Raw genomic sequence first — 25,712 nt, forward strand, 5'->3', positions numbered from 1 at the left:
GGGGGCGCTGCCCCCGCACCCCCGGAGGTATTTCCGGACAGAAGAAACTGGGATGATGAGCGTCGTGGACAGGGCGAAATTCGATGACATGTGCGCGGCCTTGCGCGCGGTGGAAGCCGAGACGGGTGCGGCCGCGGTGCAGGCGGCCTTTGCGGCGGATGCGCCTTTGCGCCTGTGTCATCCGTTTGACGATCAGAGCGGCGGCTCCGGGTGGTGGGACGCCTGTCTGGGGCCCCTGCTGCGCGCGATGCCGGATCTTGAACGCCGCGACATGATCGTTGTCGAGGGGATGACCCCGCAGGGCCAGCACTGGATTGGCTGCATGGGGCAATATATGGGCACCTTCACGGCGCCGTTCCTCGACATCCCCCCGACCGGACATCTGGCGCATATGCGGTATCATGAGTTCTTCCGGATTGAGGCGGGCATTGTCACCGAAATGCAGGCTATCTGGGACATTCCGGAACTGATGATGCAGGCCGGTGCCTGGCCGATGGCGCCGCAGCTTGGCAAGTTCCTCGCCACACCGGCGCCGATGACGCAGGACGGGTTGGCGATCGAAGGTGACGGGCAGGCGGCGGTGGATCTGGTGATTGCGATGCTCACCGACCTTTGCCGGTATCCGTCGGAAGGCGGCCCGGAGGTGATGAAACTCGACACGTATTGGCATCCGCGCTTCAATTGGTATGGGCCCGCGGGCATCGGCACCGCGCGCGGGGTGCCCGGGTTTCGCAATTGGCACCAGATCCCGTTCCTGCGCGCCATGCCGGACCGCAAGCTCGACGCGATGGGGGACCTGATGTCGCACTGGATCGGGCAGGGTCAGTATGCCGCCGAGACCGGTTGGCCGAACATGCGGCTGACGCTGTCGGGTGACGGCTGGATGGGTGTTGCTCCGACGGGGCGCGAGGTCTTGCTGCGCAGTCTGGATTTCTGGCGCGTGGAAGAGGGGCTGATCCGGGAAAACTGGGTTCTGGTCGATCTGCTGGATTTCTACCGGCAGGTGGGCGTCGACGTGTTGGGCCGCATGCGGGAATTCAACAAGGCGCGCACCGTTGCGCCGATCACCGTTCCGGGAGGGAAGTGAGCGATGACGATGTCCCTGCCGAAGACCCCGTCTTTCCGCCTCGACGGCCGGCGCGCCCTTGTGGCTGGGGCCTCCTCCGGGATCGGGCTGGGCTGTGCGGTTGCGCTGGCGCGGGCCGGGGCGCATGTCACGCTCGCCGCGCGACGGATCGAGGCGCTTCAGGCGTTGGCGGACGCCTTGCGTGCGGAAGGCTGTGAGGCGGACGCCATGGCGATGGATGTGGCGGATGTCGAGGCCACCGCAGCCTCCGTCGCCTCGGCAGGCCCGTTTGACATATTGCTCAATTCGGCCGGCCTTGCGCGGCATTCTCCGGCGTTGGAGACCCGGGAGGCGGATTACGACATCGTCACCGATCTGAACGTGAAGGGGGCTTATTTCCTCGCTCAGGCGGTGGCCAAGGGGCTGTTTGCAGCGGGCAAGCCGGGATCACTCATCACCATCTCCTCGCAGATGGCCCATGTGGGCGGGATTGATCGGGGTGTGTATTGCGCCACCAAGCACGCGGTTGAGGGCTTCACCAAGGCGATGGCCATCGAATGGGGCAAGGCCGGCATCCGGATCAACACGATCTGTCCGACCTTCGTGCTCACCGATCTGACGCGGCCGACATTTGAAAACCCCGAGCGGCGGGCCTGGATCGAGGACAAGATCAAGCTTGGACGGGCGGGTGAGGTCGAGGACCTGATGGGCGTGGCGGTCTTTCTCGCGTCCGATGCGGCCGCGATGATCACGGGCAGCGCGATCCTTGTGGATGGCGGCTGGACGGCGGAATGACCTGTCGGATCTGCGCATTGACGGCGAGGCCCGTCGGACCACGGACAGAGCCTTCGACCACCTGCGATCACGACGGCGCGGAGCGCAGCCCGGCGTGTGCTGATGGCCATGGAGGCGCTTCGTGAGCGGTCGGATCACATCTGCCGAGGTCGCCCGCCGTGCCGGGGTCAGCCAATCCGCGGTAAGCCGTGTTTTCACGCCCGGCGCCTCGGCATCGCCTGCCACGGCGGCCAAGGTGCGCAAGGCCGCCGCGGAACTTGGTTACCGTCCGAATGTTCTGGCCCGAGCGATGGTCTCTGGGCGCAGCCGCATCATCGGACTTGTGGTGGCGTATCTGGAGAACCACTTCTATCCCGCCGCGCTTGAAAAACTGTCCAACGCCTTGCAGACCCAAGGATATCACGTGTTGATTTTCATGGCGTCACAGACGGCCAAGAACATCGACACGGTTGTCGAGGAAATCCTCGATTATCAGGTCGACGGCATCATCGCGGCCTCGGTTGCGTTGAGCTCGGATCTCGCGCAGCGATGCAAGGCCGCCGGCGTCCCGGTGGTTTTCTTCAACCGGACGCAGGAGGGGCACGGCTCCTCCGCCGTGATGTCGAACAACCGCGCGGGTGGGCGTCGGGTCGGGGAATTGCTGGTTGCCGGCGGTCACAAGCGGATCGCGCATATTGCGGGCTGGGAGGGCGCCTCCACCCAGATCGAGCGCGAGCTTGGGTTCCGTGAGGCGCTGAGCGCCGCAGGCATGACGCTGCACGCGCGCGCGGTCGGCAACTTTGTCATGGAACAGGCGCGTGATGCGGCGCGCAGCATGTTTTCCGGCCCGGACCGGCCGGACGCGGTTTTTGTGGCGAATGACTATATGGCTTTCGGCGTGATGGACGTGCTGCGCACGGAGCTTGGCCTGTCCGTGCCAGATGACGTGTCCGTTGTCGGCTTCGACGATGTGCCCACGGCCGGTTGGGCCGCTTATGACCTGACCACCGTGCGGCAGCGTGCAAACCTGATGGTGGAGAAAACTGTGGAGCTTCTTCTCGAGCAGATCGAGAATCCGGATGCTCCAACACTTGAGCTGTTTATCGAGAGCCCGCTGGTTCTGCGCGGCTCCGCCCGTATTCCCAACGACTGGACCCCCTGACATGACGACCGATGCGACATCCGGAAACGCCAGCCCGATGACTGGCTTTGATGCAAAATTCGCGGATTTTCCCGATTACATCATCGGGATCACCAAGGAAATCTGGGAAGATCGCGGCATTGCCACGCTGCATCGCTACTATGCGCCCGATATCGTTGTGCGGTCTCCCGGCTCGGTGGTGGTTGGCAATGAAACGGTCATCGGAGCAACCATGGCCACATTGGCGGAGTTCCCGGACCGGCAGCTTCTGGGGGAGGACGTGATCTGGTCCGGCACGCCGGAAGAGGGCATGCTGAGTTCGCACCGGATCATTTCGACCGCGACACATCTTGGCGACGGGGTCTATGGCAAGGCGACCGGAAAGCCGCTGCAATACCGGATCCTTGCCGATTGCCACGCCAGAAACAACGTGATCGACGACGAATGGCTGATCCGCGACCAGGGCGCGATCGTGCGACAGATGGGGTGGGACCCGGCGGATTATGCGCGGGATCTCATTGCGCGGGAAGGGGGGCCGGATGCCTGCGTGAAGCCCCTCAGCCCGGAGGTGGATCAACCCGGCCCCTATACCGGGCGCGGCAATGACAACCCCTGGGGCGCGACGCTGGCGGATTTGATTTCCCGCATCATGGGCGCGGATATGGCCGCGATCGAAGGCGAGTATGATCGTGCCGCGCATCTGGAATATCCCGGCGCGGTCACCGGGCATGGCTGGGCTCCGGCGGATCGCTTCTGGATGGGGCTGCGCGCCGCGTTCCCGTCGGCCACCTTCACCGTGGAGCATGTCATCGGGCGCGAAGACCCGCATATGCCGCCGCGTGCGGCCGTGCGCTGGAGCCTGCATGGCAGGCATGACGGCTGGGGCGCCTTCGGGCGGCCCACCGGTGCGGAGGTCTATGTGCTCGGGATTACCCATGCCGAGTTTGGCACCCTTGGGGCCGCCCGGCCGCGGCTTCGGCGCGAGTATACACTGTTCGACGAGACGTCCGTGTGGAAGCAGATCCTGCTCAAGACAGGCGCCGTTTAGCCGGCGAGACAGACCCGCGCGCCGGGGTGATCCGGATCGGCGCCGACGACATTTTATCCGAGGCCGCCCAACGGGCGGATGAGGGCCAACCAAGGAGCAAGACCCCATGACCCCCGCCGACATGCAGTCCCGCATCGTCCGCTATGGCGAACTCAAACCCTGCAAGACCGCGTTTATCGACGCGCACACCCCCGGATCGGACCAGAAGGAAAACTTCACGATCATCGGTGGCGGCGTGTCGGAAAGCCCGGACCAGCATGTGCACATCGCGATCCCGCATGGCTTCAACATCGGAGCGGCCGGTCAGCCGCCGAAATGCCGCAACTCGCTGCACAGTCACCGAACGGCGGAGGTGTTCTTTGTGCTGTCCGGGCGCTGGCGCTTCTTCTGGGGGCGCCACGGCGATGCGGGCGAGGTCGTGCTGGAAAAAGGCGACATCTTCAACATTCCCACGGGGATCTTTCGCGGATTCGAGAATATCGGCGAAGACTACGGGATGATCATGGCCGTCCTCGGCGGCGATGATGCGGGGGGCGGTGTGATCTGGGCGCCGCAGGTGATCGAGGAGGCGGGCGCACACGGGCTTGTTCTGGGTGAAAACGGCCGCCTTTACGACACCAAGAAGGGCGAGGCGCTGCCCAACGATGTTGGTCCGATGCCGCTTTTGAGCGAAGCGGATCTGGCGGGGTATCCCGAACCGAGCACAACAGACGTGGTCCCGGGATATGTGGCGCGCTACTGGGACCTGCACGCGCTCGCGGATCGCAAGCCGGTGCTGGTGATCGGCGAGACCGGCGTGCTGCGCGACAAACCCGGATTCGAGGTGGCCTTCATGACGCGCGGGTCCTCGACCGAGGCGATGCACAGCCATGATCACCCCTCGGTGCTGATGCCCGTGACCGGCCATTGGCGCGTCGTCTGGGATGGCGGCGAAACGGTCTTGGCACCGGGCGACACGATGAGCGTTCCGGAGGGGCTCGCGCACACGGCCTATCCCGCGATGACCGGGGACGCGGCGCTTTACCACGTGGTTGCAACCGGCGATCCGGCCGGGGCGACATGGACCGGATGAGCGGGTCGCAAAGCGACCCTCCCGGCACGGCGCTGGGCCATCCCGGTCTGCCGGAGGAGACACGGGCGGTTTACGAGCGTCACGCGGAAGGGTTTGACCGGCATCGCAGCCGGGCGTTCTTCGAGGCGCGCTGGCTTGCGCGTTTTGCCCGCGATTTGCCGCGCGGTGGCCGGGTGCTCGATCTGGGGTGCGGCAGCGGTCAGCCGATCTCTGCATGGCTTATCGGCGAGGGCTTCCGGCTCACGGGTGTCGATTACGCCGGGGCGATGCTCGACATTGCGCGGCGGCGTTGGCCGGATGGTGATTGGCGGCAGGGCGACATGCGGTTTCTGGATCTGCCGGAGCGCTTCGACGGCATTGTCGGCTGGAACAGCTTCTTCCACCTGACACCGGATGAACAACGCGCCTGCCTGCCGCGTCTGGCAAAGCACCTTGGGCCGGGCGGTGTGCTTATGGTGACGGTCGGGCCAATGGCGGGCGAGGTCACCGGCACGGTGCAGGGCGAGACCGTGTATCATGCCAGCCTGTCACCGGCCGACTACGCCGCAAGCCTCGAGAAGGCCGGGATGCGGATGAGCGCCTTTCTGGCCGACGATCCGGATTGCGCCGGCCATTCGATCCTCATGGGCATCAAGCTCTGACCTCTTGATCGCCAACCCAAAGCAAGAAACACTCGACCATCGGTGCGCGGCGCGTTGGCCAGACGCCGACAAAGCACACTCGAAAGCGGGATAGGCCGGCTCACGGGGCGGGCTGCGCAAGAACAAGGGCAAGGACAAAGGAAAGACCATGACCATTCAGATCACCCATGTCGGATCACTCCCCCGCACGCAGGAGGTGGTCGATTTCATCTTTGCGCGCGAGCATGGAAAACCCTATGACCCGGCCGCATTCGATGCGGCGATGACCGCCGCGGTATCGGAAACGGTGCGCAAGCAACGCGCGGCGGGCATCGATATCGTATCCGATGGCGAGACCTCCAAGATCAGCTATGCCACCTATGTCAAGGATCGCTACACCGGGTTTGATGGCGACAGCCCGCGCAACGCGCCCGCGGACCTCAAGCGCTTCCCGAGCTTTCTGAAGCGCCTCGCCGATGATGGCGGCACACCGCAATACGCTCGTCCCATGTGTGTCGGAGAGGTCAAGTCCAAGGGGCAGGGCGAGTTGCAGAAGGACATTGCCAACCTCAAGGCCGCGATGGCCGAGCATGGCGCCGAGCGCGGTTTCATGAACGCCGCCTCGCCGGGTGTCATTTCGCTGTTCTTGCAGAACGATTTCTACAAGACGCGGGAGGCGTATCTTGCCGCGCTCGCCGATGCGATGAAGGAGGAGTACGAAACCATCGTCGCCTCCGGGCTGGATCTGCAACTCGATTGCCCCGATCTCGCGCTGTCACGGCACATGCTCTTTACGGATCTGAGCGACGCGGAGTTCTTGAAGGTCGCGGCGAGCCATGTCGAGGCGCTCAACCATGCCCTGTCCGATGTGCCGGAAGAGCAAGTGCGGATCCACATTTGCTGGGGCAATTACGAGGGCCCGCATATCTGTGACATTCCGATGGCAACGATGTTCGACACGCTGATGTCCGCCAAGGCGCGCTACACCCTGTTCGAGACATCCAATCCGCGGCATGGCCATGAATGGACCGTGTTCCGCGACCGCGCTGCGGATATCCCGGCAGACAAGGTGCTGGTGCCGGGCGTGGTCGACACGACGACCAACTTTGTCGAGCATCCCGACCTTGTGGCGCAACGAATCGAGCGCTTCGTCGATATCGTCGGCCACGACCGGGTGATTGCCGGGTCCGATTGCGGATTCGGAACCTTCGCCGGATTCGGCGCGGTCGATCCGGAAATTGCCTATGCCAAGCTGGGCGCGCTTGCCGAAGGGGCGGCGCAGGTCCGCTGAGCGGGTCTGGCCAGCGGTCCGGTCCTCCTTTGGCCGGATCGCGGCTTGGCGTGCGGGGGGGTGGCACGGCGTCTGAAGCGCCGCGCGGATTTTGCGTCCACGGGTCCAAAAGGGGGGCGGCGGCCGCGGTGGAACAGCAGAACGCCCCCTCGATCCGGCGGGCAGGTCCGGGTCAGGCCTTGAGCCGATACCCCGTCCGGAAGAACCACAACGCCAGCGCACATACAGCCGCCGTCGCCGCGCTCGCCACCGCAAAGCCGAGCAACGGCGGGCTGTCCGACACCCCGATCATGCCAAAGCGCGCCCCGTCGATCAGGTAGAAGACCGGGTTCAGATGCGTGATCTGGTAGAGACCTTCGGGCAGTGCCTCGACCGAGTAGAAGGTGCCCGACAGGAAGGCGAGCGGCGTGACGATGAAATTGGTGATCGCCGCCATCTGGTCGAACTTGTTGGCAAAGATCCCCGCGACCATGCCAAGCGACGACAGGAACGCGGCGCCAAGCACCACAAAGGCCAGCATCACCAGAGGATGTGCCGGGACGATCCCGAGAAACAGCCAGAACGCCAGCGTGATGGCAATCGCCACAAGAACGCCGCGTGCCACGCCACCGGCGAGATATCCCAGCACCAATTCGCCTCCCGACAGCGGCGGCATGAGCGTATCGACGATATTGCCCTGCACCTTTGAGATCACGATCGAAGAGGAGGTGTTGGCGAAGGCGTTCTGGATCACGGTCATCATCAGGATGCCGGGGGCGATGAAGGTGGTGAAATCCACGCCCATGACATCTCCGCGCCTTGGGCCGATCGCGATGGTAAAGATCACCATGAACAGCCCCGCGGTGACCAGAGGCGCAAGAAGCGTCTGCGTCCAGACATTGGTGAAGCGCATGATCTCGCGCGCGGCCAAGGTATAGAGGCCGAGCCAGTTAACCCGTCCAAACCGGCGATCTCCCGGGGCGAAGCCGGTGCGCGTGGCGGGGTCATCACTCAATTGGGGTGTTTCACTCATGCCAGTATTGATCCTTTCGGCGCTTGCGGCCTTTGCCGCGCCTTGTAACTCAGAAATGGATGATTAGAATAGGGCGCTAACCCGGAATGTTGAGGCGGCCCGCAACCGGGGTCGCCTTTTTCGATCAGATCGTCGGCCATGTCGCGCCGGCTTATCCAAAAGGAACACCGATGTCCTGGACCGATGAACGCGTCGAGCTGCTCAAGAAGATGTGGGGCGAAGGCCAGTCCGCCAGCCAGATCGCCAAGGAGCTTGGTGGCGTGACACGCAATGCGGTGATCGGCAAGGTCCACCGTCTCGGGCTTTCGAACCGTGCGGGCTCCGGCGCCGCAACCGCCGCGTCACCGGCAAAGAGCGAAGCCAAGCCGAAGGCGGAACCCAAGGCCAAGCCGTCGAAACCGGCCGCAGCGCCGCCCGCCGCGGCCCCGACGCCCGAACCGCGCCCGGAATTGCAGACCCAGTCCGCGCAACCGCCCGCCACGTCACCCGCGCGCAAGCAAATCATTCCGGCAGGCCAGCCGCTGCCGCCGCAGCCCTCGGCCAACGAGATCAGCCCCGAGGCGCTGGCCCGGGTGAACGAGATCGAAAAGAAAGCCAAGAAGCTGGGCCTCATGGAGCTGACCGAACGCACCTGCAAATGGCCGGTTGGCGACCCCGCAACGCCGGATTTCTGGTTTTGCGGCTTGCCGACGCAACAGGGCAAGCCCTATTGCGAAGCCCATGTGGGCGTGGCGTTCCAGCCCATGTCCTCGCGGCGTGATCGCCGCCGCTGAACGGCCGCCTGGCCTGTCGCACCCGAACCGGGATGCGTGCAGGCCACCGGGCGGTCTCCGGTATGCCGACCCCGCATCAGGGCAACACATGGCAATCAGACTTCACGGACCGCACGCAGTCTCATCTCGCATGTGACTACGCGGCCGGTCGCCGGCAGCATCGCGCTTGCCTCTTTTCGTGCGGCGCGGCAGCGCGTATAGCCCAAGCCATGTCGCAGAATCCTCCAAATATCCGTCCTGACCTCGCCCCGGCTCCGAAAATCACGATGGACGGTCCGCGCGTCGGCCAGCCCACGATCGGCATGGTCAGCCTTGGCTGCCCCAAGGCCCTTGTGGACAGCGAGCGGATCCTGACCCGGTTGCGCGCCGAAGGCTATGGCATCTCGCCCGACTACAGCGGCGCCGATGCGGTGATCGTGAACACCTGCGGCTTTCTTGACAGCGCCAAGGCGGAAAGCCTCGATGCCATCGGTGAGGCTCTGGCCGAAAATGGCCGCGTGATCGTCACCGGCTGTTTGGGCGCGGAGCCCGACTACATCACGGGAGCGCACCCCAAGGTGCTTGCGGTGACGGGACCGCATCAATACGAGCAGGTTCTCGATGCGGTGCACAAGGCGGTGCCCCCGGCTCCCGACCCGTTCATCGACCTTTTGCCCGCGACCGGCGTCAGCCTGACGCCACGCCACTACAGCTATCTCAAGATTTCAGAGGGCTGTAACCACAAATGCAAATTCTGCATCATCCCCGATATGCGCGGTCGGCTCGCCTCGCGTCCGCACAGGGCGGTGATGCGCGAGGCGGAAAAGCTGGTTGAAGCCGGAGTGCGCGAGCTTCTGGTGATCAGTCAGGACACCTCCGCCTACGGGACTGACTGGAAGGATCGGGAGGCGAAATTCCCGATCCTGGACCTGGCGCGGGATTTGGGGTCGCTCGGGGCGTGGATCCGGCTGCACTACGTCTATCCATATCCGCATGTGCGGGACCTGATCCCGATGATGGCGGATGGCGGCGTCTTGCCCTACCTCGACATCCCGTTCCAGCACGCGCATCCAGACACATTGCGCCGTATGGCCCGACCGGCGGCTGCCGAACGCACGCTCGACGAGATCGCGGCTTGGCGCGCAGCGTGTCCGGATATCACCCTGCGCTCCACCTTCATCGTTGGATACCCCGGCGAGACGGAAGAGGAATTCCAGGTCCTGCTGGACTGGATGGACGAAGCGCAACTCGATCGTGTGGGGTGCTTCCAATATGAAAACGTGGATGGCGCGCGGTCGAATGCGCTGCCTGATCACGTGCCCGACGAAATCAAGCAGGAGCGCTGGGCGCGGTTCATGCAGAAAGCGCAGGCCATTTCGGAAGCCAAGCTTGAAGCGAAGGTCGGACGCCGCATTCCGGTGATCGTGGACAGCGTCGAAGACGATGGCGCCACATGCCGAACCCAGAGCGACGCGCCGGAAATTGATGGCAACCTCTTCATCGACGAAGGCTTCGAAGCGTTGACGCCGGGCGATATCGTGACCGTCGAGGTGGATGAAGCGGGAGAATACGATCTCTGGGGGCGCCTGATCTGACGTTTGCGCCGGTGTCTTGGCGCGGCACGGATCGCCTTGGGCCTCCAACCCGCGCCACGCTGATGTCGGTCAGAACCTGCCCGTTCAGCGCTGCCGGTCAGCACATGCGCACCGGATCCAGATGAGCCGGAGGCTAGGAGGCCGGAAAGACCTCCCATTTGGCCATCATGGTTGGTTTCCTGAACCCATCGAGCCTGAATTGCCGCTTCATGAGCGCATCAGCTTTTTTCTTGGTGGCGGTCACCGCGATATCCATGCGCGCGGTGGCCTCGCAGTCGATCCCCAGTTCAAGCCAATCCTCGATCTTGAAAGGCACGGAAACCGACAGGCTATGCCCGCGCTTGATCGCGCGAGTTGTCGGTTCCGCCAAAGCGTCGTTGTTGAGAAAGGGAACGACCTGCGGCTTTGCGGTTTCTGGTGGTGTGACGTGCACATAGCTCGCATCACCATTCGGCGCGTCCGGGGGGCGTTGCGTGCGCGGCGGTTCCGGTGCGCCTGGCCAGGCAGTATAGACATAGGCGCCCCGCATCGGCCCTTCATATTCCGTCAGCGTGAGAGACACGGGGACAGCCACCTGAAAGCTGTGATCGCGCGGTGCGCCGGAGCGCGTATCGGTGATCGCGTAGTTTCTGGAGCCTGAGAGCCCCACGCCCCGGATCTTGAGCGCGAAAGACGCTTTCCCCGCGGTTTCGTTCTCGGCATCCACCTGCACGGTCAGCGCCTTTTCCACCCACGGATCGACCACGTAATCAAAAATTGGCACATGCACGACAACGGGTTTGCCCATGTCGCGACCGGTTGGGGCGAACCCGCCAAACCATGCGGCCCAGACCGAGATGAGCTTTCCAAGGCGCGGATCTTCGCGTTTTTCCTCACGGTCTTGCCGGCTTGTGGCAATGGCGAGGCCGATGCTGTCCAGATCGTCGGGGGTCTGAAAGGGATCGGGCAGCTCTTCGAGAAAGGCGCGCGCATCCGCTGCCATGGCACCCATCGCATCTTCTGCCAGACCCTTTGCACCGAAGGGCGACAGGGTCATCTGGTCCGGAGGAACCTGCCGCATGATGTCCCGCATGGCATGGAGCATTGGCAGGCCCTGCTGCTGTATGCGCTGCCGCAATTCATAGGGATCGGTGAGAAAGGGTGGCTGGGCGGCGTCCGCGGGGCCGGGATCGTCCGCGCCCTGAGCGTCAAAATCGTCCTGCATGAAAACTCCTTTCCGAGAATGGCAACATGGTGCCATCCGAAAAAGAACGCATCAAGGCTCGCGGTTGCTGCCTTGATCGCGATGCGTTTCGTGCGGATCTGGCCCGGACTGTCCGGTGCGTTATTGCGTCTCGTCTTCGAGGTGCAGCTTCATGTCGATCAGCACTTGCTGGATCGTGAGCGTTTCCTTGAGGAGCCGCTTGGCCTCATTGGCCGTGATCACGCCATCTGCAATGGATTGATGATATTCTGCCATCAGCATCGCAAATCTCTGTGACAGGGCAATCACATCGGCATTCACGCCACCGCTCGTTTTCTCATTGCGGCGCCGTTCATCGAATTGCAGCGAGATGCCCTTGAGTTCGGCCAGCGCCGAAGTGACATGTGGATAGCTCGACGCCTCTTCGAGAGCAGCCACCGCGTCGATCGGCATGAACCTGTCCGCGTGCTCGTCGTAATCCGAATAATAGCGGCCAAGCGTTGCCTTGGATTTGCCCGTCAACTCACAGGCTGCTTCGACCCCGATATCCTTGACCAAGGCTTCGGTGTGTTTCTTGAGATACCGCCCGACTGTCGACATGCCATCCCTTGCATCTTGCTTCGCTTTTCCGCCGGCGCATGCCCCAGCGGGAACCGGGCGCCGATATTCCCCTTAAAGGTCGGGCAGCGCAATGTCATGTCTCTTTTCAAGCCCGCAGCGAGACGGGCACCGGCTTGCCCACACCGCTGGCGGTGTTGTGGCCCCGCCAGGCTCCGTTTTCTCCCCGGAGAACAGGGTCTGGCGGGTTTTGTCCAAAATCCGGGCAAAGTGCTTGCAGGCCTGTTGCGGCGCCGGAGTTCCAACCCCCTTGTGAGCTCCGGTGCCGCGCTATTGTCTGCAACCCGACAAATGCCACGTTTCCCGACGCCGAGCCCTTGCCTTCAGCCTCGCGTCTGGGGCATCAGCGCGCCATGGCCAAGCTCTATTTTCATTACTCCACGATGAACGCGGGCAAATCGACCCTGCTCTTGCAGGCCGCGCATAACTACAACGAACGCGGGATGGAGACTTATCTCATGACCGCCGCGCTCGACACGCGTGCGGGTCAGGGGCGTATCGGGTCCCGGATCGGGCTGGGCCGGGAGGCAGACGGCTTCGAGACGGATGCGGACCTGTTTGCCAAGATCGCTGCGCGGCTCGAACAGGGGGCGGTGGCCTGTGTGTTCATCGATGAGGCGCAGTTCCTGACCGCCAAGCAGGTATGGCAACTCGCCCGGGCGGTGGATGACCTTGGCGTGCCGATCATGTGCTACGGTCTGCGTGTCGACTTTCGGGGTGAACTGTTTCCGGGCTCCGCCGCGCTTCTGGCACTGGCGGACGAGATGCGCGAAGTCCGCACGATTTGCCATTGCGGCAAGAAGGCAACGATGGTGGTGCGGCAAGGGCACGATGGGGCGGTGTTGCGCGACGGGGCGCAGATCCAGATTGGCGGCAACGAGACGTATGTCAGCCTGTGCCGTCTGCACTGGCGCGAGGCGATGGGTGACACGCCTGGCTGAGCGTCGGACCGGGCGTTGACCGCTCGCGGCCGCCGGTTATTCCCACCAACGGTCAATGGTGGCGATGTCGTCATCCGACCAGCCGAAGTGATGCGCAAATTCGTGCACGGTCACATGCGCGATCAACTCGTCGAGTGTAACGTCCCCCCTGTCCCGCCATTCGGCCAGGATGGGTTGCCGGAACAGCCAGACCGTATCCGGAAAGGGAGACGGGTCCGAAACGCTCTTTTCCGTCATTGGAATGCCATCATAAAGCCCGGTCAATTCGAGCGGGTCGTCCATCTCGAACTCCGCCAGGATTTCCGCCGGGGGCATGTCCTCGACGCGCAAGAGAACGTGCCGCGCCGCCCCCGCAAAGGGTTCGGGGAAGCCGCTCACCGTGGCGCGCGCAACGGTTTCAAAGCGTGAGGACGAGGTGTCTGTCGTGGTCACGGGCACGGGTCCCCGGTGTTGGTGCCGCCGGTCCACGCCCACATCATGACCGCCCGAGCGGGGGTGCGGCCCGTGGCAAGGGGACCGGCGTGGATGGTCAGGTCATGCGGAGCAAAGCCCCAGCGGATACTCGGCCAGTGTCTCATGCAGCGCACCTTCGGGGCGGAGGGTCGAATGGACAAGCAAAAAGCGTTCCGCCGCAAATGGCGGCAGGTCATGTCCGATCAACGTCTCGTATCCCGCAGCGGGGTCCGTTCCCGCCCGCAGACGCGCGAGTGTCAGATGCGGTCGGAACCGACGTCTTTCAACGTCGACCCCTGCGCCATGCAGGCGGGATCGGATACGGTCATGCAGCGCCACCAGAGGCGCGCCGCCATCGGCATGAAGCCCCAGCGCGCGTCCGTGCCGACCGCCGAAAAGCACCGGGCCGGTCAGGCGGATGTCAAACGCGGGCAGCATGAGGGTTTCGAGCGCTTCGTGACAGGCCTCTGCCGCATCGCCGTGTTGTTCGCCGAGAAAAACGAGCGTGATATGCAGCTGTTCCTCCGGCACTGGCCGCCCGTCGGGCAGGCGGCTTTGCAGCGCCGTGACGGCGGCGCGGGCATCGTCTGGCAGAGGCAAGGCGATAAAGAGGCGCATGGCAGCGACCTGCCATAACCGCGCCGGCTTGAAAAGACCGCGCCGCGCAGGCCGCGCCCGCGACGCAGGGCCGGTGCGAGCGTGGCTGCGCGTGAACGGCCGCTGAAACCCTTCCGGACCCTATACAAGGGCAGGCTGTCGCCCCTAGGCTGATCGCCATGGGACCGCTGAGACACAATCGCGATTATGCACGGCTTTTCGGAGCGCAAGTGGTCGCGCTGACTGGAACGGGTCTGATGACGGTCGCGCTGGGGCTTCTGGCCTTCGAGATCGCGGGCGAGGGGGCAGGCGGCGTGCTTGGCACCGTCTTTGCCATCAAGATGATCGCCTATGTCGGGCTGTCGCCGATCGCGCAGGCCCTTGTGGCGCGCGCCCCGCGCAAGACCGTTCTGATAGCCGCCGATCTGGTCCGGGCGGCGGCCGCCCTGTGCCTGCCTTTCGTCAGCGAACTCTGGCAGGTCTTCGCTTTGGTGTTTGTGCTTCAGGCCGCGTCGGCAACCTTTACCCCGGCCTATCAATCGGTTCTGCCGGATCTCCTGCCGGATGAAGGGGAGTACACCCGTGCCCTTTCCCTGTCGCGACTGGCCTATGACATGGAGAATTTGACAAGTCCGGCACTTGCCGGTCTGGCCTTGCTTCTTGTGCCGTTCGAAAGTCTGTTTGCGGGCACCGCGCTCGGTTTTCTGGCCTCGGCCTGTCTGGTCGCTCTGGCGCGGGTGCCAAGGGCGCGCGCGGTGGAAGGGTCGTTTCGTCGCCGGGTGACGGCGGGGATCAGTCGATATCTCCTGACGCCGCGCCTGCGCGGATTGCTGTCTCTCAACTTTTGCGTGGCGATGGTGGGTGCGTTTGTGCTGGTGAACACGGTTGTTCTCGTGCGCGGCGTCTATGGCAGCAGCGAAAGCGGTCTCGCGCTGGCCATGGCGGTGTTCGGTGCCGGGTCCATGGCCAGCGCGCTTGCACTTCCTGCCCTGCTGGAGCGGGTCGCCGACCGAACGGTGATGCTGCGCGCGGGGGCGGGACTGGCCGGGCTGGGGCTTGTGGCGGGCCTGTTGCTGGCCCTACAGGGGCCGCCGCCGGTGTTGGCTGGCCTTGCCGCTCTGATGCTTGCAGGCGCGCTGCAATCTGCGGTGATGACCCCGTCGGGGCGGTTGATCCGCCGCTCCGGACAAGCGGGAACCCATGCCGCACTCTTTGCGGCACAGTTTGCCCTCAGCCATGCATGCTGGCTTCTGTCCTACCCGCTGGCGGGCTGGGCCGGCCAGGCGTTGGGTTTTGGATGGGCCTTGTGCGTCATGAGCGGGCTTGGCGCGGCGGGGGTCCTGATGGCTGCGTGGGTCTGGCCGAAAGAGATCGCCACTGACGCGCAGCGCGCCACGGGCTGAGCCTAGCCAGACATGCGGCGCATGCTGTGCGGTGCAAAGGTTCAATTCAGAGCGATGTCAGAACCGTGTCGGGCAGCAGGCGCGCCACATCGCTCTTGCGGCATAGTTCGGTCCCCTTGGTCATGCAGGCTGCCGAGGCCGCTGCCGCGCCCATGCGGAGCGCCTCCCGGGCCGGCTGACCACGCGACAATGCCAGCACAAACCCACCCACGAAACTGTCCCCGGCGCCGATCTTCGATTGCACCGGGACATCCGCGGCACTCACATGCACGCGCCCATTTGGACCCGCCATCACCGACCCGTCGGCCCCCCTCGCTACGATCACATACCGCGCGGCCCCGCCGGCACGCAGCGCTTCGGCGAAGTCTGCGCTGTCCCCGCGCGAAGGAAGCGCGCGGCCTGTCAGCGTTTCGGCTTCTTCGCTGTCCATCCGCAAGATCTCCGGACACGGCTGCGGACCGGCGGCAAGAGCGGCCAGATGCGGCCCGGAGGTGTCGATCACAACCCGACGCCCCGGGCCCAGCGCGGCCACCATGCGGGTGCAGAACCCGGTATCGGCGCCGGGCGGCATGCTGCCGGACAAGACCACGATGGCTTCCGGGTCAGCGGCGGCCGACAGGGTTTCTGTAGCCTGATCCATAGCCGCATCACTCCAGACCGGGCCGGGCAGCACAAAGCGGTATTGGCCGTGTGTCGCGCGGTCTGTCACGGCAAAGCTGAGCCGCGTCTCACCCGGCCCATCAAGTCGCAAGGTATCCAGCCCTGCCTGCGCAAGCAGCGCCGCGAGCGCCTCGCCCCGCGCGCCCCCCAGCGCCACAGCAGCCAGCGCCGCGCCGCCGAGGTGCCTGATCGCCCGCGCGACATTGACGCCCCCGCCGCCCGGTTCCGCGCGTTCCGCGGCACAGCGCAGTTTTGGCCCGGGCAGGACGCTGGCGGCTTCGGTCGCGAGATCGAGCGCCGGATTCAAGGTCAGTGTCAGAATTTGGCTCATGAGCTGTGTGGCCTTCCGTTTTGCCGCGATGATGATCGGCACCACGGGTCAGGGGAAGGGGCAGAACTGGACAAATCGGCGCGGCTGTGAAAACACGCAACCTCCAAGGAGAGCCCAGCCCATGACCGTGACCCGATTTGCGCCATCGCCCACCGGCTATATCCATGTGGGTAACCTGCGCACCGCGCTGTTCAATCACCTGATCGCCCGCAAGTCCGGCGGCACGTTTATCCTGCGGATCGACGACACAGACCCGGAGCGCTCGAAAGAGACCTATGTCGATGCGATTCGCGAAGATCTTGAATGGCTCGGCCTGACATGGGACCGGATGGAGCGCCAGTCCCAGCGTCTTGACCGTTACGCGGAAGCCGCCGACCGGTTGCGTGGCATGGGGCGGTTTTATGAGGCGTTCGAGACGCCGACCGAGCTTGATCTCAAGCGCAAGAAACAGCTCAACATGGGCAAGCCGCCGGTTTACGACCGGGCGGCGCTGGCCTTGTCAGAGGACGAAAAGGCTGCGCTGCGGGCGGAGCGTGGCGATGGGGTGTGGCGTTTCAAGCTCGATCATGAGCGGATCACATGGGACGATGGCATTCTGGGCGACGTTTCCATTGATGCAGCATCCGTGTCGGACCCGGTTTTGATCCGCGCGGACGGGCAGGTGCTCTATACGTTGGCCTCCGTCGTCGATGACATGGAGATGGGCGTGACTCATGTGGTGCGCGGCAACGATCACGTGACCAACACCGCGACGCAGATCCAGATGATCCGCGCGCTGGGCGGTGAGCCACCGGCATTTGCGCATCATTCGTTGCTGACCGGTCCACAGGGCGAGTCGCTTTCCAAGCGGCTTGGCACGTTGTCGCTGCGGGACCTGCGCGAGGCGGGTGTCGAACCCGAAGCGCTGTTGTCTTTGATGGCGCGGCTGGGCTCGTCGCAGCCGGTGGAACTGCGCATGAGCCTCGATGAAATCGCGGACGGGTTTGATCCGTCGCAATTCGGCTCCGCGCCGACGAAATTCGATGTGGATGACCTCTATCCGCTGACCGCGCGGAAATTGCACGGGTTGGAACTCGACGCGGTGGCCGAAGACGTGGCAGCGCTGGGCGTGCCGGCGGACAAGGCCGCGCTCTTCTGGAAGGTCACGCGCGAAAACATCACCACGCGCAAGGATCTTGCGGCGTGGTGGACGCTCTTCAGCGAGGGTGCAGAGCCGCTTGTCGACGAGGACGACCGCGCCTTCGTGGAGCAGGCCTTCGAGATGCTGGGCGATCCGCCTTATACCGACGACACCTGGAGCGCGTGGACCTCCGCGGTGAAGGAGGCAACGGGGCGCAAGGGCAAGGGGCTTTTCATGCCGTTGCGCAAGGCGGTGACCGGGCGCCAGCGCGGCCCGGAAATGGCGGAGCTCATGCCGCTCCTGCAGGTCAAGCCCGGCTTGCGCTGATCGCGTCCTGTGCCGGGGGCGCTCTTGTCCGCATTTTTGCGGCAGGAGCAAGCCCGTCCGGCCGGGCGCGCGCTTGTGCAGACAGAGGTGACCCCGTGCTGACGGGGGCCGGCGCTTGTGGGGTGTGGTGAACCTCTCGCCCTTGGAGGGTTTTGCAGGCATACAAGGAAACTGGCGGCGCCTTTTGTTGGTAGGCTGGTCTTTGCGGTGTTGTGGAAACGGCGGCTCCTGCGCCGCTTCGCCGTGATCCGCGCGGCGACACAGGTTTTGACCTTGTGAATTTTTCAGCGCGTTTTCTGCGCGCAGCAGCGGGAGACGACCATGGCGGATCAAGCGAAGTTCCTGACGGGCAACCTGTTCCGCCACGTCACGGTGATGTCGTTGACCGCCTCGGTCGGGCTGATGGCGATTTTCGCGGTCGATTTCGTCGACATGATCTTCATCGCCATGCTCGGCAAGGCAGAGCTTGCCGCCGCCATTGGTTATGCGGGCGCGATTCTGTTTTTCACGACCTCTTTCGGGATCGGCATGGCCATCGCGGCGGGTGCGCTTGTGGCGCGCTCACTCGGGGCCGGTGAAGAGGAAGCCGCACGCACCAAGGCATCCAATGCGCTGGCTCTCGGTGTTGTGTTTGGTGCGGTTTTTGCGGCGGTCGTCTGGCTCAACCTGCGTGCGATCGTGGAATTGCTGGGGGCAGAGGGCGAAACGGCGGATCTTGCCGTGCTCTATCTTCAGATCATCGTGCCGACCTTGCCGGCGCTGATGGTCGGCATGATGGGCGGGGCCATCCTCCGGGCACACGGGGATGCAAGAGGGGCCATGATGGCAACGCTGTATGGCGGGGCCACAAACGCGGTGCTGGACCCGATTCTGATCTTCGGGCTCGATCTGGAACTCACCGGGGCGGCATTGGCGTCGGTGGCCGCGCGTCTCGTGATCGCCGCGACCGCGCTTGTGCCGATTTTTCGCAAGCATGGCGGGTTGGACAGGCCGTCCCTCGGCGCGATGCTTGGCGACTTGCGGATGGTGGCGGCGATTGCCGTTCCGGCGATCCTGACGCAATTGGCAACCCCGGTGGGACAGGCTTTTGTCACACGGGCCATGGCCGAGTTTGGCGAAGCCGCTGTGGCGGGCATGGCCATTGTCGGACGCCTGACGCCCCTCGCCTTCGGGGTGATCTTTGCGCTGTCCGGCGCTGTCGGCCCAATCATCGGGCAGAACGCGGGAGCGGGAGACAGCGCACGGGTGCGGGGCGCGGTGCAGGCCGCGATCCTTTTCACGGCGCTGTTCGTGGGCGGCATGACCGCGTTGCTTTTTGGGTTGCGCGGCCCGATTGCCGCTTTGTTCGATGCCGAAGGGGTGACACGCGACCTGGTATTTTTGTTCTGCGGCCCGCTCGCGCTGGTCTTTTTCTTCAACGGGCTGCTTTTTGTCTGCAACGCGGCGTTCAACAATCTCGGCAAGCCGTTCTATTCCACGCTGGTCAACTGGGGCCGGCATACGCTTGGAACGGTCCCGCTTGTCATGCTGGGCGCATGGTGGCTCGGGGCGCCGGGGGTTCTGATCGGGCAGGCGGTTGGCGGTGTGCTTTTTGGTGCCGTGGCCTGGGGGCTTTTGCGCCGTGTGATCCCCAACACGACGTCACCGTCACCTGAGACAGCGAGCGACGAAGAGCCGTTTCAGCGGCGGCATGGCCGGATCCTCTCGCTCTTCATGCATCGACGCTGAGGCACTGACGATCCAACCGGAGGGGCGCTTGCTCAATCCGTGATGATGCGCGCCTTCAACGCCGTCAGATGCGCGTCCACAAAGGCCTGTTCCGGGGCGGTGAGGGTTTGGGCCCGCGGGTATTGCGGAGCGGCCCTGTCATCGAGGATGGGGGAATCCCAGCCTTGGGTGGTTTGAAAGAAACGTGCGGCGCCATCCGGTCCGAAGCGATGCAGATATCCCTGGATCACGACGTCGAGATAGCTCAGCAAGACCGGGTGATCGCGTGATGGCGGCAAGCGCTTGTCCGGCTCTATGGCATAGACCGCAATGGTCCGGGCAGTATCGCAGCCGGTTTCAACCTGCGCTGCGACGGCATGGCGGGCATAGGCGCGCTCCCTTTCGTCGAGGCTGTGCCAATCGGGCCCTGAAACCGGCGCGATAAGCCCGTCAATCGAGGCGCCAGGTGAGGGAATCGCCGTGAGATAGGCAACCCGGCGCTCCCGCGTGGCGACCCAGGAGCGGGTCCATCCGTTGAGCCGAGCCGTGTGCACAGGGGCAAAACTATGGGTCATGGCATTGACCAATGAGCCATATCCGAAGAAATACGTGTCTTTCATACCCGATTTTGTTGCCGTTGGTTGATGTAAGTCAAACTCCGCTTTCAGAAATCGCCTAAGCTATAAGTCAGCAAGCGAGGGAGAGTCCGCATGCGCGTGACAAAAAGAACCAATATCGCGATGCGCGTTTTGATGTTTTGTGCGGCCAATCCCGGCCGCCTCGTGACAAAGCATGAAATCGCGCAGGTGTGCAACGCATCTGAAAACCACTTGGCCCAGATTATCAACCATCTGGCGCAACAAGGGTATCTTCACACCCAGCGCGGGCGAAATGGCGGGCTGGAGTTGGGCCGGCCCGCGACGGAGATCCGGATTGGCGATGTGTTCCGGCTTCTGGAGGCGCCGGTGCCTTTGGCGGAGTGCTTTGCCGATCGCGACAACACCTGCCCGCTGACGAAAGCCTGCCGGTTGCGTCTCGCTCTGACCGATGCGGCTAATGCGTTTTATGCGACGCTGGATCCCCTGACGCTCGATGCTCTGGTCTGTGACAATGTCGACCTGATGCGGATCCTGGCGCCAACGGAGACATGCGACAGCATCAAGGCGCAAGCAGCGCTTGCCGAGGTCGGCAACGCGGGCTAAAACGCCGCCACGCGATGGGAGAACCGGGCTTGACCCGGTGCCGAAGGAGCAACCGCCCCGGAAACTCTCAGGCAAAGGGACCGTCGCGGGCAAGACACTCTGGAGAGAAGCGCGGAGCCGCGCTCGCCGAAGGGATAACGATCTCAGGCGAAAGGACAGAGGGGGCATGGAACGGCACGGGATGTCCTGTGCGTTGTGACATGCCTGCGTGTTCTCGAAAGAAGCGACACCGGGCCGCCGTGAAGGGAACATCGGTTGGCAGATGAGCTGAAATCCACGGTATTGCACGGGCTGCATGGTGCCTTGGGCGCCAAGATGGTGCCGTTCGCCGGATATGACATGCCTGTGCAATACCCTATGGGCGTGATGAAGGAGCACCTGCATTGCCGCGCGCATGCGGGGCTTTTTGATGTCAGCCACATGGGCCAGGTTATCCTGCGCGGTGCGGGCGTGGCCGAGGCCCTCGAAACACTCGTGCCGGTGGACGTGATCGGGCTTGAGGAAGGGCGGCAGCGCTACGGCTTGCTGACCAACGCGACAGGCGGGATCGAGGACGATTTGATGATTGCAAATCGCGGCGATCACCTGTTCCTCGTGGTGAATGCCGCGCGCAAGGATGCCGATATCGCGCTGCTGCGCGCGGGGCTTGAGCCCAAGGGCATCACCGTCAAACAGCTTGAAAATCGCGCGTTGATCGCCCTGCAGGGGCCGGAGGCGGAGGCGGTTCTGGCGGAGCATCATCCGTCGGTGGCGGAGATGCGGTTCATGGATGTGGCCACCGTGCCCCTGGCGGGTGCGGAGTGCTGGGTTTCGCGCTCTGGTTACACCGGGATGGACGGGTTCGAGATTTCCGTACCCGCGCAGGCGGCCGAGACGCTGGCGCGCAGTTTGCTCGCCCATGATGCGGTGGCGCCGATCGGGCTTGGCGCCCGAGACAGCCTGCGGCTCGAAGCGGGGCTTTGCCTCTACGGGCAGGACATGGATGACGGATTGAACCCGGTCGAAGCCTCGTTGTCCTGGGCCATTCAGAAAGTGCGCCGCAGGGGCGGTGCGCGGGCGGGTGGTTTTCCCGGCGCGGAGCCGATCCTCGAAGCGCTCGCGCATGGGGTGGATCGTCGTCGCGTTGGTCTGCGCCCGGAAGGGCGTGCGCCGATGCGGCAGGGCGTGCCATTGTTCGCACAGGCCGAGGGCGGCACCCAGATCGGCGTCGTCACGTCTGGCGGATTTGGCCCCAGTGTTGGCGCGCCGGTGGCCATGGGCCTGGTCGCGGATGACCTTGCGGAGCCGGGGACGCGTGTGTTCGGGGATGTGCGCGGAAAACGCCTGCCGGTCGACGTGGTCGCGCTGCCCTTTGTGGCACCGAGTTTCAAACGCTGATCTACAGCACGTAACGACGAGGAGACAGGGACATGAAATTCACCGAAGAGCATGAATGGCTGATGGTCGATGGGGATGTTGTGGTGGTCGGGATCACGGCGCACGCCGCGGAACAGCTGGGCGATGTGGTCTTTGTCGAGTTGCCCGAGGTGGGCACGGAGGTTGTGGCAGATGACGAGGTCGTCGTGATCGAGTCGGTCAAGGCCGCTTCAGATATCCTTGCGCCGGTCGATGGCGAAATCGTTGAGGTCAACGAGGCGATTGTCGAGGAACCCGGAAAGGTCAATGAAGACCCCGAGGGCGCGGCGTGGTTCTTCAAGCTTCGCGTCGAGGATCTTTCCGCCCTGGACGACATGATGGACGAGGCGGCCTACAAGGCCTTCATCGCCGACTGACGACAGCGCGCGCGCCCGATGCCGTCGGTGCGGCGCATCGTGACGCAGGGGGGAGGGGGCCAGCCCCCCTCGTGGCAGAGCCACGAGTCCCCCGGAGTATTTTTGGACAAAAGAAACAGGGTCCTTCTTGCCCAAGGGAAATCGATAATGACGTACAAGCCGACAGACTACCTGCCTTACGATTTCGCAAACCGGCGTCACATTGGCCCGTCGCCGCAGGAAATGCAGGAGATGTTCCAGGCTCTTGGTGTCGATGGGCTGGACGCGCTCATGGACGAGACCGTTCCGGAAGAGATCCGTCAAAGCGAGCCGCTCGATTTCGGCAAGCCGCTCAGTGAGCGGGAATTGATGCAGCGCATGCGCGCGGTGGCCGGGCAGAACCGCGTGCTCACGTCGCTGATCGGGCAGGGCTATCACGGAACGGTTACGCCGCCTGCGATCCAGCGCAACATCTTTGAGAACCCGGCCTGGTACACGGCCTATACCCCGTATCAACCCGAGATCAGCCAAGGCCGGCTCGAGGCGTTGCTGAACTATCAGACAATGATTTGCGACCTGACCGGCCTGGAGATCGCCAACGCCTCGCTTCTGGACGAAGCAACGGCCTGTGCAGAGGCGATGACGATGGCCAGCCGGGTCGCCAAGTCCAAGGCCAAGGCGTTTTTTGTCGATGAGAACTGTCATCCGCAGAATATTGCGGTGGTCAAGACCCGCGCCGAGCCGCTTGGGATCGAGGTTGTTGTTGGCGCGCCGGACACGCTGGATGCGGGTGCGGTGTTCGGCGCGTTGTTCCAGTATCCCGGGACCCATGGACATCTGCGGGATTTCAGCGCGGAGATGGCGGCGCTGCACGCGGCGAAGGCGGTGGGGATCGTGGCGGCCGACCCGATGGCCTTGTGCCTTCTCAAAGAGCCGGCAGCGATGGGGGCCGACATTGCCGTCGGATCGACCCAGCGTTTTGGCGTGCCATTGGGCTATGGGGGTCCGCATGCGGCCTATATGGCATGCCGCGATGCCTACAAGCGGGCGATGCCGGGACGGATCGTCGGGATCTCCATCGACAGCCACGGCAACCGTGCTTACCGGCTCAGCCTGCAGACGCGCGAGCAGCATATCAGGCGCGAAAAGGCGACGTCCAACGTCTGCACCGCGCAGGCCTTGCTGGCCGTCATGGCGGGGTTTTACGCGGTGTTTCATGGACCCAAGGGGTTGCGGGCGATCGCGCAGCGCATCCACCGCAAGACCGTGCGTATGGCAAAGGGGCTTCAGGAGGCCGGGTTCCGGGTCGAACCGGAGCACTTCTTTGACACGGTGACGGTCGATGTGGGCCTGTTGCAGCGCGGGGTGCTTCAGGCGGCTGTGCAACAGGGTCTGAACCTGCGCCGGGTCGGCAAGACCAAGGTGGGCATCACGCTCGACGAGCGCACGACACCGGAGATCATCGAAGCGGTCTGGCGGGCTTTCGGGCTGGTGCGCGAAGACGTGGATTTTGCGCCGGAATACTGCCTGCCGGACGCTCTTCTGCGCCAGACCGAGTATCTCCAGCACGATGTTTTCCATATGAACCGCGCCGAGACCGAGATGATGCGTTACATGCGCCGGCTTGCGGATCGTGACCTTGCTCTGGACCGGGCCATGATCCCGCTGGGTTCGTGCACCATGAAGCTCAATTCTGCCGCCGAGATGATGCCGGTGAGCTGGCCCGAATTTGCCGACATGCACCCCTATGCGCCGAAGGATCAGGCGCGGGGCTATTCGGCGTTGATCGACGACCTGAGTGCAAAACTCTGTGCCGTGACCGGCTATGACGCGATCTCGATGCAGCCCAATTCCGGCGCGCAGGGGGAATATGCGGGGCTTCTGACCATTCGCGCCTGGCAGAAGGCGCGTGGACAGGGCGATCGAGATGTCTGCCTGATCCCCACCAACGCGCATGGCACAAACCCGGCTTCGGCACAAATGGTGGGATGGACGGTGGTCGCGGTCAATTGCGACGAGCAGGGATCCATCGACCTCGCGGATTTCGAGGCGAAAGCCGCAAAACATAGCGACAGGCTTGCCGCCTGCATGATCACCTACCCCTCGACCCATGGCGTGTTCGAACAGACCGTGCAGGCTGTCTGCGAGATCACTCATCGCCATGGCGGTCAGGTCTATATCGACGGGGCCAATCTCAACGCGATGGTGGGTCTCAGCAGGCCGGGCGATCTGGGTGGGGATGTGAGCCATCTCAACCTGCACAAGACGTTCTGCATTCCGCATGGCGGGGGCGGCCCGGGCATGGGGCCGATTGGCGTGAAGGCGCATCTGGTGCCGCATCTGCCCGGTGATCCGCTGGCTGCGGGTGATGGTCCCGGCCCCGTGAGCGCGGCGGCCTTTGGCTCGCCATCGCTTTTGCCGATTTCCTGGGCCTATTGCCTGATGATGGGCGGGGAGGGGCTCACGCAGGCGACACGGGTCGCGATCCTGAATGCCAACTACATCGCGTCGCGGCTCGAGGGTGCCTATGACGTGCTCTATCGTGGCGCCGAGGGACGGGTTGCGCATGAGTGCATCCTTGACACGCGGGTGTTCGAGAAGAGCGCGGGGGTCACGGTCGAGGATATTGCCAAGCGCCTGATCGATTGCGGGTTTCATGCGCCGACCATGAGTTGGCCGGTGGCCGGGACGCTGATGATCGAGCCGACCGAAAGCGAGACGAAGGCGGAGCTCGACCGGTTCTGTGACGCCATGCTGGCAATCCGCGAGGAGATCCGGGATATCGAGGAAGGCCGCGTGGACCGGGCACAAAGCCCGCTCAAATTTGCGCCGCACACGATGGAAGACCTGGTGAAGGACTGGGACAGGGCTTATTCGCGCGAGCAGGGCTGCTTCCCGCCCGGTGCGTTCCGCGTGGACAAATACTGGCCGCCCGTCAACCGCGTGGACAACGTCTTTGGCGACCGGAACCTTGTGTGCACCTGTCCGCCGATGAGCGATTACGCCGACGCGGCCGAGTGACGATCCAATGGTGGAAGCGAGGGGTTT

24 protein-coding genes and 1 riboswitch are annotated in these 25,712 nt (G+C 64.1%); of the genes, 17 read left to right on the plus strand and 7 right to left on the minus strand.

Annotated elements, in window-relative coordinates:
- The first annotated feature begins 88 nt into the window (after positions 1–88).
- The 7 genes from J1C49_RS14200 to J1C49_RS14230 all read left to right on the plus strand — a co-directional run bounded on the left by J1C49_RS14200 (position 89) and on the right by J1C49_RS14230 (position 7,012).
- Positions 89–1,087, plus strand: a complete 999-nt coding sequence (locus J1C49_RS14200) for an ester cyclase (protein WP_370639419.1) — start codon at positions 89–91, stop codon at positions 1,085–1,087.
- A gap of 9 nt (positions 1,088–1,096) precedes the next feature.
- A complete protein-coding gene (locus J1C49_RS14205) occupies positions 1,097–1,861 on the plus strand; it encodes an SDR family NAD(P)-dependent oxidoreductase (RefSeq protein ID WP_227446556.1) in 765 nt (254 codons plus the stop codon).
- 121 nt (positions 1,862–1,982) lie between these two features.
- The gene (locus tag J1C49_RS14210; RefSeq protein ID WP_227446495.1) at positions 1,983–3,002 is read left to right on the plus strand and encodes a LacI family DNA-binding transcriptional regulator; all 1,020 of its coding nucleotides are present in this window, start codon (positions 1,983–1,985) and stop codon (positions 3,000–3,002) included.
- 37 nt (positions 3,003–3,039) lie between these two features.
- The gene (locus J1C49_RS14215; RefSeq protein ID WP_227446557.1) at positions 3,040–4,029 is read left to right on the plus strand and encodes an ester cyclase; all 990 of its coding nucleotides are present in this window, start codon (positions 3,040–3,042) and stop codon (positions 4,027–4,029) included.
- 106 nt (positions 4,030–4,135) lie between these two features.
- Positions 4,136–5,101: a cupin domain-containing protein gene (locus J1C49_RS14220; protein ID WP_227446496.1), complete on the plus strand. Its 966-nt coding sequence runs from the start codon at positions 4,136–4,138 to the stop codon at positions 5,099–5,101.
- Positions 5,089–5,742: a trans-aconitate 2-methyltransferase gene (locus tag J1C49_RS14225; RefSeq protein ID WP_227446497.1), complete on the plus strand. Its 654-nt coding sequence runs from the start codon at positions 5,089–5,091 to the stop codon at positions 5,740–5,742. Before J1C49_RS14220 ends, J1C49_RS14225 begins: the two co-directional genes overlap by 13 nt.
- Positions 5,743–5,890: 148 nt before the next feature.
- Entirely contained in the window at positions 5,891–7,012 is a 1,122-nt protein-coding gene (locus tag J1C49_RS14230) for a cobalamin-independent methionine synthase II family protein (protein ID WP_227446498.1), read from the plus strand.
- A gap of 172 nt (positions 7,013–7,184) precedes the next feature.
- On the opposite strand, the gene J1C49_RS14235 is transcribed toward J1C49_RS14230, so the two are convergent.
- Positions 7,185–8,024, minus strand: a complete 840-nt coding sequence (locus J1C49_RS14235; RefSeq protein ID WP_227446499.1) for an ABC transporter permease — start codon at positions 8,022–8,024, stop codon at positions 7,185–7,187.
- Between the two features lie 170 nt (positions 8,025–8,194).
- Here J1C49_RS14235 and J1C49_RS14240 point away from each other — a divergent pair, with 170 nt between their 5' ends.
- A complete protein-coding gene (locus J1C49_RS14240) occupies positions 8,195–8,797 on the plus strand; it encodes a GcrA family cell cycle regulator (protein ID WP_227446500.1) in 603 nt (200 codons plus the stop codon).
- 209 nt (positions 8,798–9,006) lie between these two features.
- The gene (gene rimO / locus J1C49_RS14245; RefSeq protein WP_227446501.1) at positions 9,007–10,371 is read left to right on the plus strand and encodes a 30S ribosomal protein S12 methylthiotransferase RimO; all 1,365 of its coding nucleotides are present in this window, start codon (positions 9,007–9,009) and stop codon (positions 10,369–10,371) included.
- 133 nt (positions 10,372–10,504) lie between these two features.
- Here the strand turns inward: rimO and J1C49_RS14250 are convergent, their stop codons facing one another.
- Positions 10,505–11,575 (minus strand): hypothetical protein, encoded by a 1,071-nt coding sequence (locus tag J1C49_RS14250; RefSeq protein WP_227446502.1) that lies wholly within the window; start codon positions 11,573–11,575, stop codon positions 10,505–10,507.
- Between the two features lie 120 nt (positions 11,576–11,695).
- The gene (locus J1C49_RS14255; protein WP_227446503.1) at positions 11,696–12,154 is read right to left on the minus strand and encodes a hypothetical protein; all 459 of its coding nucleotides are present in this window, start codon (positions 12,152–12,154) and stop codon (positions 11,696–11,698) included.
- Between the two features lie 371 nt (positions 12,155–12,525).
- Between J1C49_RS14255 and J1C49_RS14260 the strand changes: the two genes are divergently transcribed.
- The gene (locus J1C49_RS14260) at positions 12,526–13,113 is read left to right on the plus strand and encodes a thymidine kinase (RefSeq protein ID WP_227446504.1); all 588 of its coding nucleotides are present in this window, start codon (positions 12,526–12,528) and stop codon (positions 13,111–13,113) included.
- Between the two features lie 36 nt (positions 13,114–13,149).
- Here the strand turns inward: J1C49_RS14260 and J1C49_RS14265 are convergent, their stop codons facing one another.
- Together J1C49_RS14265 and thpR are read right to left on the minus strand one after the other, a co-directional pair.
- Positions 13,150–13,545, minus strand: a complete 396-nt coding sequence (locus tag J1C49_RS14265; RefSeq protein WP_227446505.1) for a metallopeptidase family protein — start codon at positions 13,543–13,545, stop codon at positions 13,150–13,152.
- Positions 13,546–13,647: 102 nt separating this feature from the next.
- On the minus strand, positions 13,648–14,184 hold the full coding sequence (gene thpR, locus J1C49_RS14270; RefSeq protein ID WP_227446506.1) for an RNA 2',3'-cyclic phosphodiesterase: 537 nt from the start codon (positions 14,182–14,184) through the stop codon (positions 13,648–13,650).
- A 158-nt stretch (positions 14,185–14,342) separates the two neighbouring features.
- On the opposite strand from thpR, the gene J1C49_RS14275 reads away from it, so the two are divergent.
- Positions 14,343–15,566 (plus strand): MFS transporter, encoded by a 1,224-nt coding sequence (locus J1C49_RS14275; RefSeq protein ID WP_227446507.1) that lies wholly within the window; start codon positions 14,343–14,345, stop codon positions 15,564–15,566.
- 46 nt (positions 15,567–15,612) lie between these two features.
- On the opposite strand, the gene J1C49_RS14280 is transcribed toward J1C49_RS14275, so the two are convergent.
- Positions 15,613–16,557 (minus strand): 1-phosphofructokinase family hexose kinase, encoded by a 945-nt coding sequence (locus J1C49_RS14280; protein ID WP_227446508.1) that lies wholly within the window; start codon positions 16,555–16,557, stop codon positions 15,613–15,615.
- Positions 16,558–16,678: 121 nt separating this feature from the next.
- Here J1C49_RS14280 and gltX point away from each other — a divergent pair, with 121 nt between their 5' ends.
- On the plus strand, positions 16,679–18,004 hold the full coding sequence (gene gltX, locus J1C49_RS14285) for a glutamate--tRNA ligase (protein ID WP_227446509.1): 1,326 nt from the start codon (positions 16,679–16,681) through the stop codon (positions 18,002–18,004).
- Positions 18,005–18,325: 321 nt separating this feature from the next.
- Entirely contained in the window at positions 18,326–19,732 is a 1,407-nt protein-coding gene (locus J1C49_RS14290; protein WP_227446510.1) for an MATE family efflux transporter, read from the plus strand.
- 32 nt (positions 19,733–19,764) lie between these two features.
- On the opposite strand, the gene J1C49_RS14295 is transcribed toward J1C49_RS14290, so the two are convergent.
- The gene (locus tag J1C49_RS14295; protein WP_227446511.1) at positions 19,765–20,331 is read right to left on the minus strand and encodes a gamma-glutamylcyclotransferase family protein; all 567 of its coding nucleotides are present in this window, start codon (positions 20,329–20,331) and stop codon (positions 19,765–19,767) included.
- 90 nt (positions 20,332–20,421) lie between these two features.
- On the opposite strand from J1C49_RS14295, the gene J1C49_RS14300 reads away from it, so the two are divergent.
- The 4 genes from J1C49_RS14300 (at position 20,422) to gcvP (ending at position 25,685) form a co-directional block, all read left to right on the plus strand.
- Complete coding sequence (locus tag J1C49_RS14300) at positions 20,422–20,913, plus strand: Rrf2 family transcriptional regulator (protein WP_227446512.1); 492 nt, start codon at positions 20,422–20,424, stop codon at positions 20,911–20,913.
- 5 nt (positions 20,914–20,918) lie between these two features.
- A riboswitch (glycine riboswitch) is annotated at positions 20,919–21,006 on the plus strand.
- Positions 21,007–21,168: 162 nt separating this feature from the next.
- Complete coding sequence (gcvT, locus tag J1C49_RS14305; RefSeq protein ID WP_227446513.1) at positions 21,169–22,290, plus strand: glycine cleavage system aminomethyltransferase GcvT; 1,122 nt, start codon at positions 21,169–21,171, stop codon at positions 22,288–22,290.
- Between the two features lie 32 nt (positions 22,291–22,322).
- The gene (gcvH, locus tag J1C49_RS14310; protein WP_227446514.1) at positions 22,323–22,685 is read left to right on the plus strand and encodes a glycine cleavage system protein GcvH; all 363 of its coding nucleotides are present in this window, start codon (positions 22,323–22,325) and stop codon (positions 22,683–22,685) included.
- A 147-nt stretch (positions 22,686–22,832) separates the two neighbouring features.
- Entirely contained in the window at positions 22,833–25,685 is a 2,853-nt protein-coding gene (gene gcvP, locus J1C49_RS14315; RefSeq protein WP_227446515.1) for an aminomethyl-transferring glycine dehydrogenase, read from the plus strand.
- Positions 25,686–25,712 lie beyond the last annotated feature (27 nt).

Source organism: Cognatishimia sp. F0-27 (assembly GCF_020667845.1).
Lineage (GTDB): Bacteria > Pseudomonadota > Alphaproteobacteria > Rhodobacterales > Rhodobacteraceae > JAFMPQ01.

Coding starts and splice junctions, on each gene's coding strand:
- J1C49_RS14200 (WP_370639419.1), top strand. CDS start 89: ATGTGCGCGGCCTTGCGCGCGGTGGAAGCCGAGACGGGTGCGGCCGCG.
- J1C49_RS14205 (WP_227446556.1), top strand. CDS start 1,097: ATGTCCCTGCCGAAGACCCCGTCTTTCCGCCTCGACGGCCGGCGCGCC.
- J1C49_RS14215 (WP_227446557.1), top strand. CDS start 3,040: ATGACTGGCTTTGATGCAAAATTCGCGGATTTTCCCGATTACATCATC.
- J1C49_RS14220 (WP_227446496.1), top strand. CDS start 4,136: ATGACCCCCGCCGACATGCAGTCCCGCATCGTCCGCTATGGCGAACTC.
- J1C49_RS14225 (WP_227446497.1), top strand. CDS start 5,089: ATGGACCGGATGAGCGGGTCGCAAAGCGACCCTCCCGGCACGGCGCTG.
- J1C49_RS14230 (WP_227446498.1), top strand. CDS start 5,891: ATGACCATTCAGATCACCCATGTCGGATCACTCCCCCGCACGCAGGAG.
- J1C49_RS14235 (WP_227446499.1), bottom strand. CDS start 8,024: ATGAGTGAAACACCCCAATTGAGTGATGACCCCGCCACGCGCACCGGC.
- J1C49_RS14240 (WP_227446500.1), top strand. CDS start 8,195: ATGTCCTGGACCGATGAACGCGTCGAGCTGCTCAAGAAGATGTGGGGC.
- rimO (WP_227446501.1), top strand. CDS start 9,007: ATGTCGCAGAATCCTCCAAATATCCGTCCTGACCTCGCCCCGGCTCCG.
- J1C49_RS14250 (WP_227446502.1), bottom strand. CDS start 11,575: ATGCAGGACGATTTTGACGCTCAGGGCGCGGACGATCCCGGCCCCGCG.
- J1C49_RS14255 (WP_227446503.1), bottom strand. CDS start 12,154: ATGTCGACAGTCGGGCGGTATCTCAAGAAACACACCGAAGCCTTGGTC.
- J1C49_RS14260 (WP_227446504.1), top strand. CDS start 12,526: ATGGCCAAGCTCTATTTTCATTACTCCACGATGAACGCGGGCAAATCG.
- thpR (WP_227446506.1), bottom strand. CDS start 14,184: ATGCGCCTCTTTATCGCCTTGCCTCTGCCAGACGATGCCCGCGCCGCC.
- J1C49_RS14275 (WP_227446507.1), top strand. CDS start 14,343: ATGGGACCGCTGAGACACAATCGCGATTATGCACGGCTTTTCGGAGCG.
- J1C49_RS14280 (WP_227446508.1), bottom strand. CDS start 16,557: ATGAGCCAAATTCTGACACTGACCTTGAATCCGGCGCTCGATCTCGCG.
- gltX (WP_227446509.1), top strand. CDS start 16,679: ATGACCGTGACCCGATTTGCGCCATCGCCCACCGGCTATATCCATGTG.
- J1C49_RS14290 (WP_227446510.1), top strand. CDS start 18,326: ATGGCGGATCAAGCGAAGTTCCTGACGGGCAACCTGTTCCGCCACGTC.
- J1C49_RS14295 (WP_227446511.1), bottom strand. CDS start 20,331: ATGAAAGACACGTATTTCTTCGGATATGGCTCATTGGTCAATGCCATG.
- J1C49_RS14300 (WP_227446512.1), top strand. CDS start 20,422: ATGCGCGTGACAAAAAGAACCAATATCGCGATGCGCGTTTTGATGTTT.
- gcvH (WP_227446514.1), top strand. CDS start 22,323: ATGAAATTCACCGAAGAGCATGAATGGCTGATGGTCGATGGGGATGTT.
- gcvP (WP_227446515.1), top strand. CDS start 22,833: ATGACGTACAAGCCGACAGACTACCTGCCTTACGATTTCGCAAACCGG.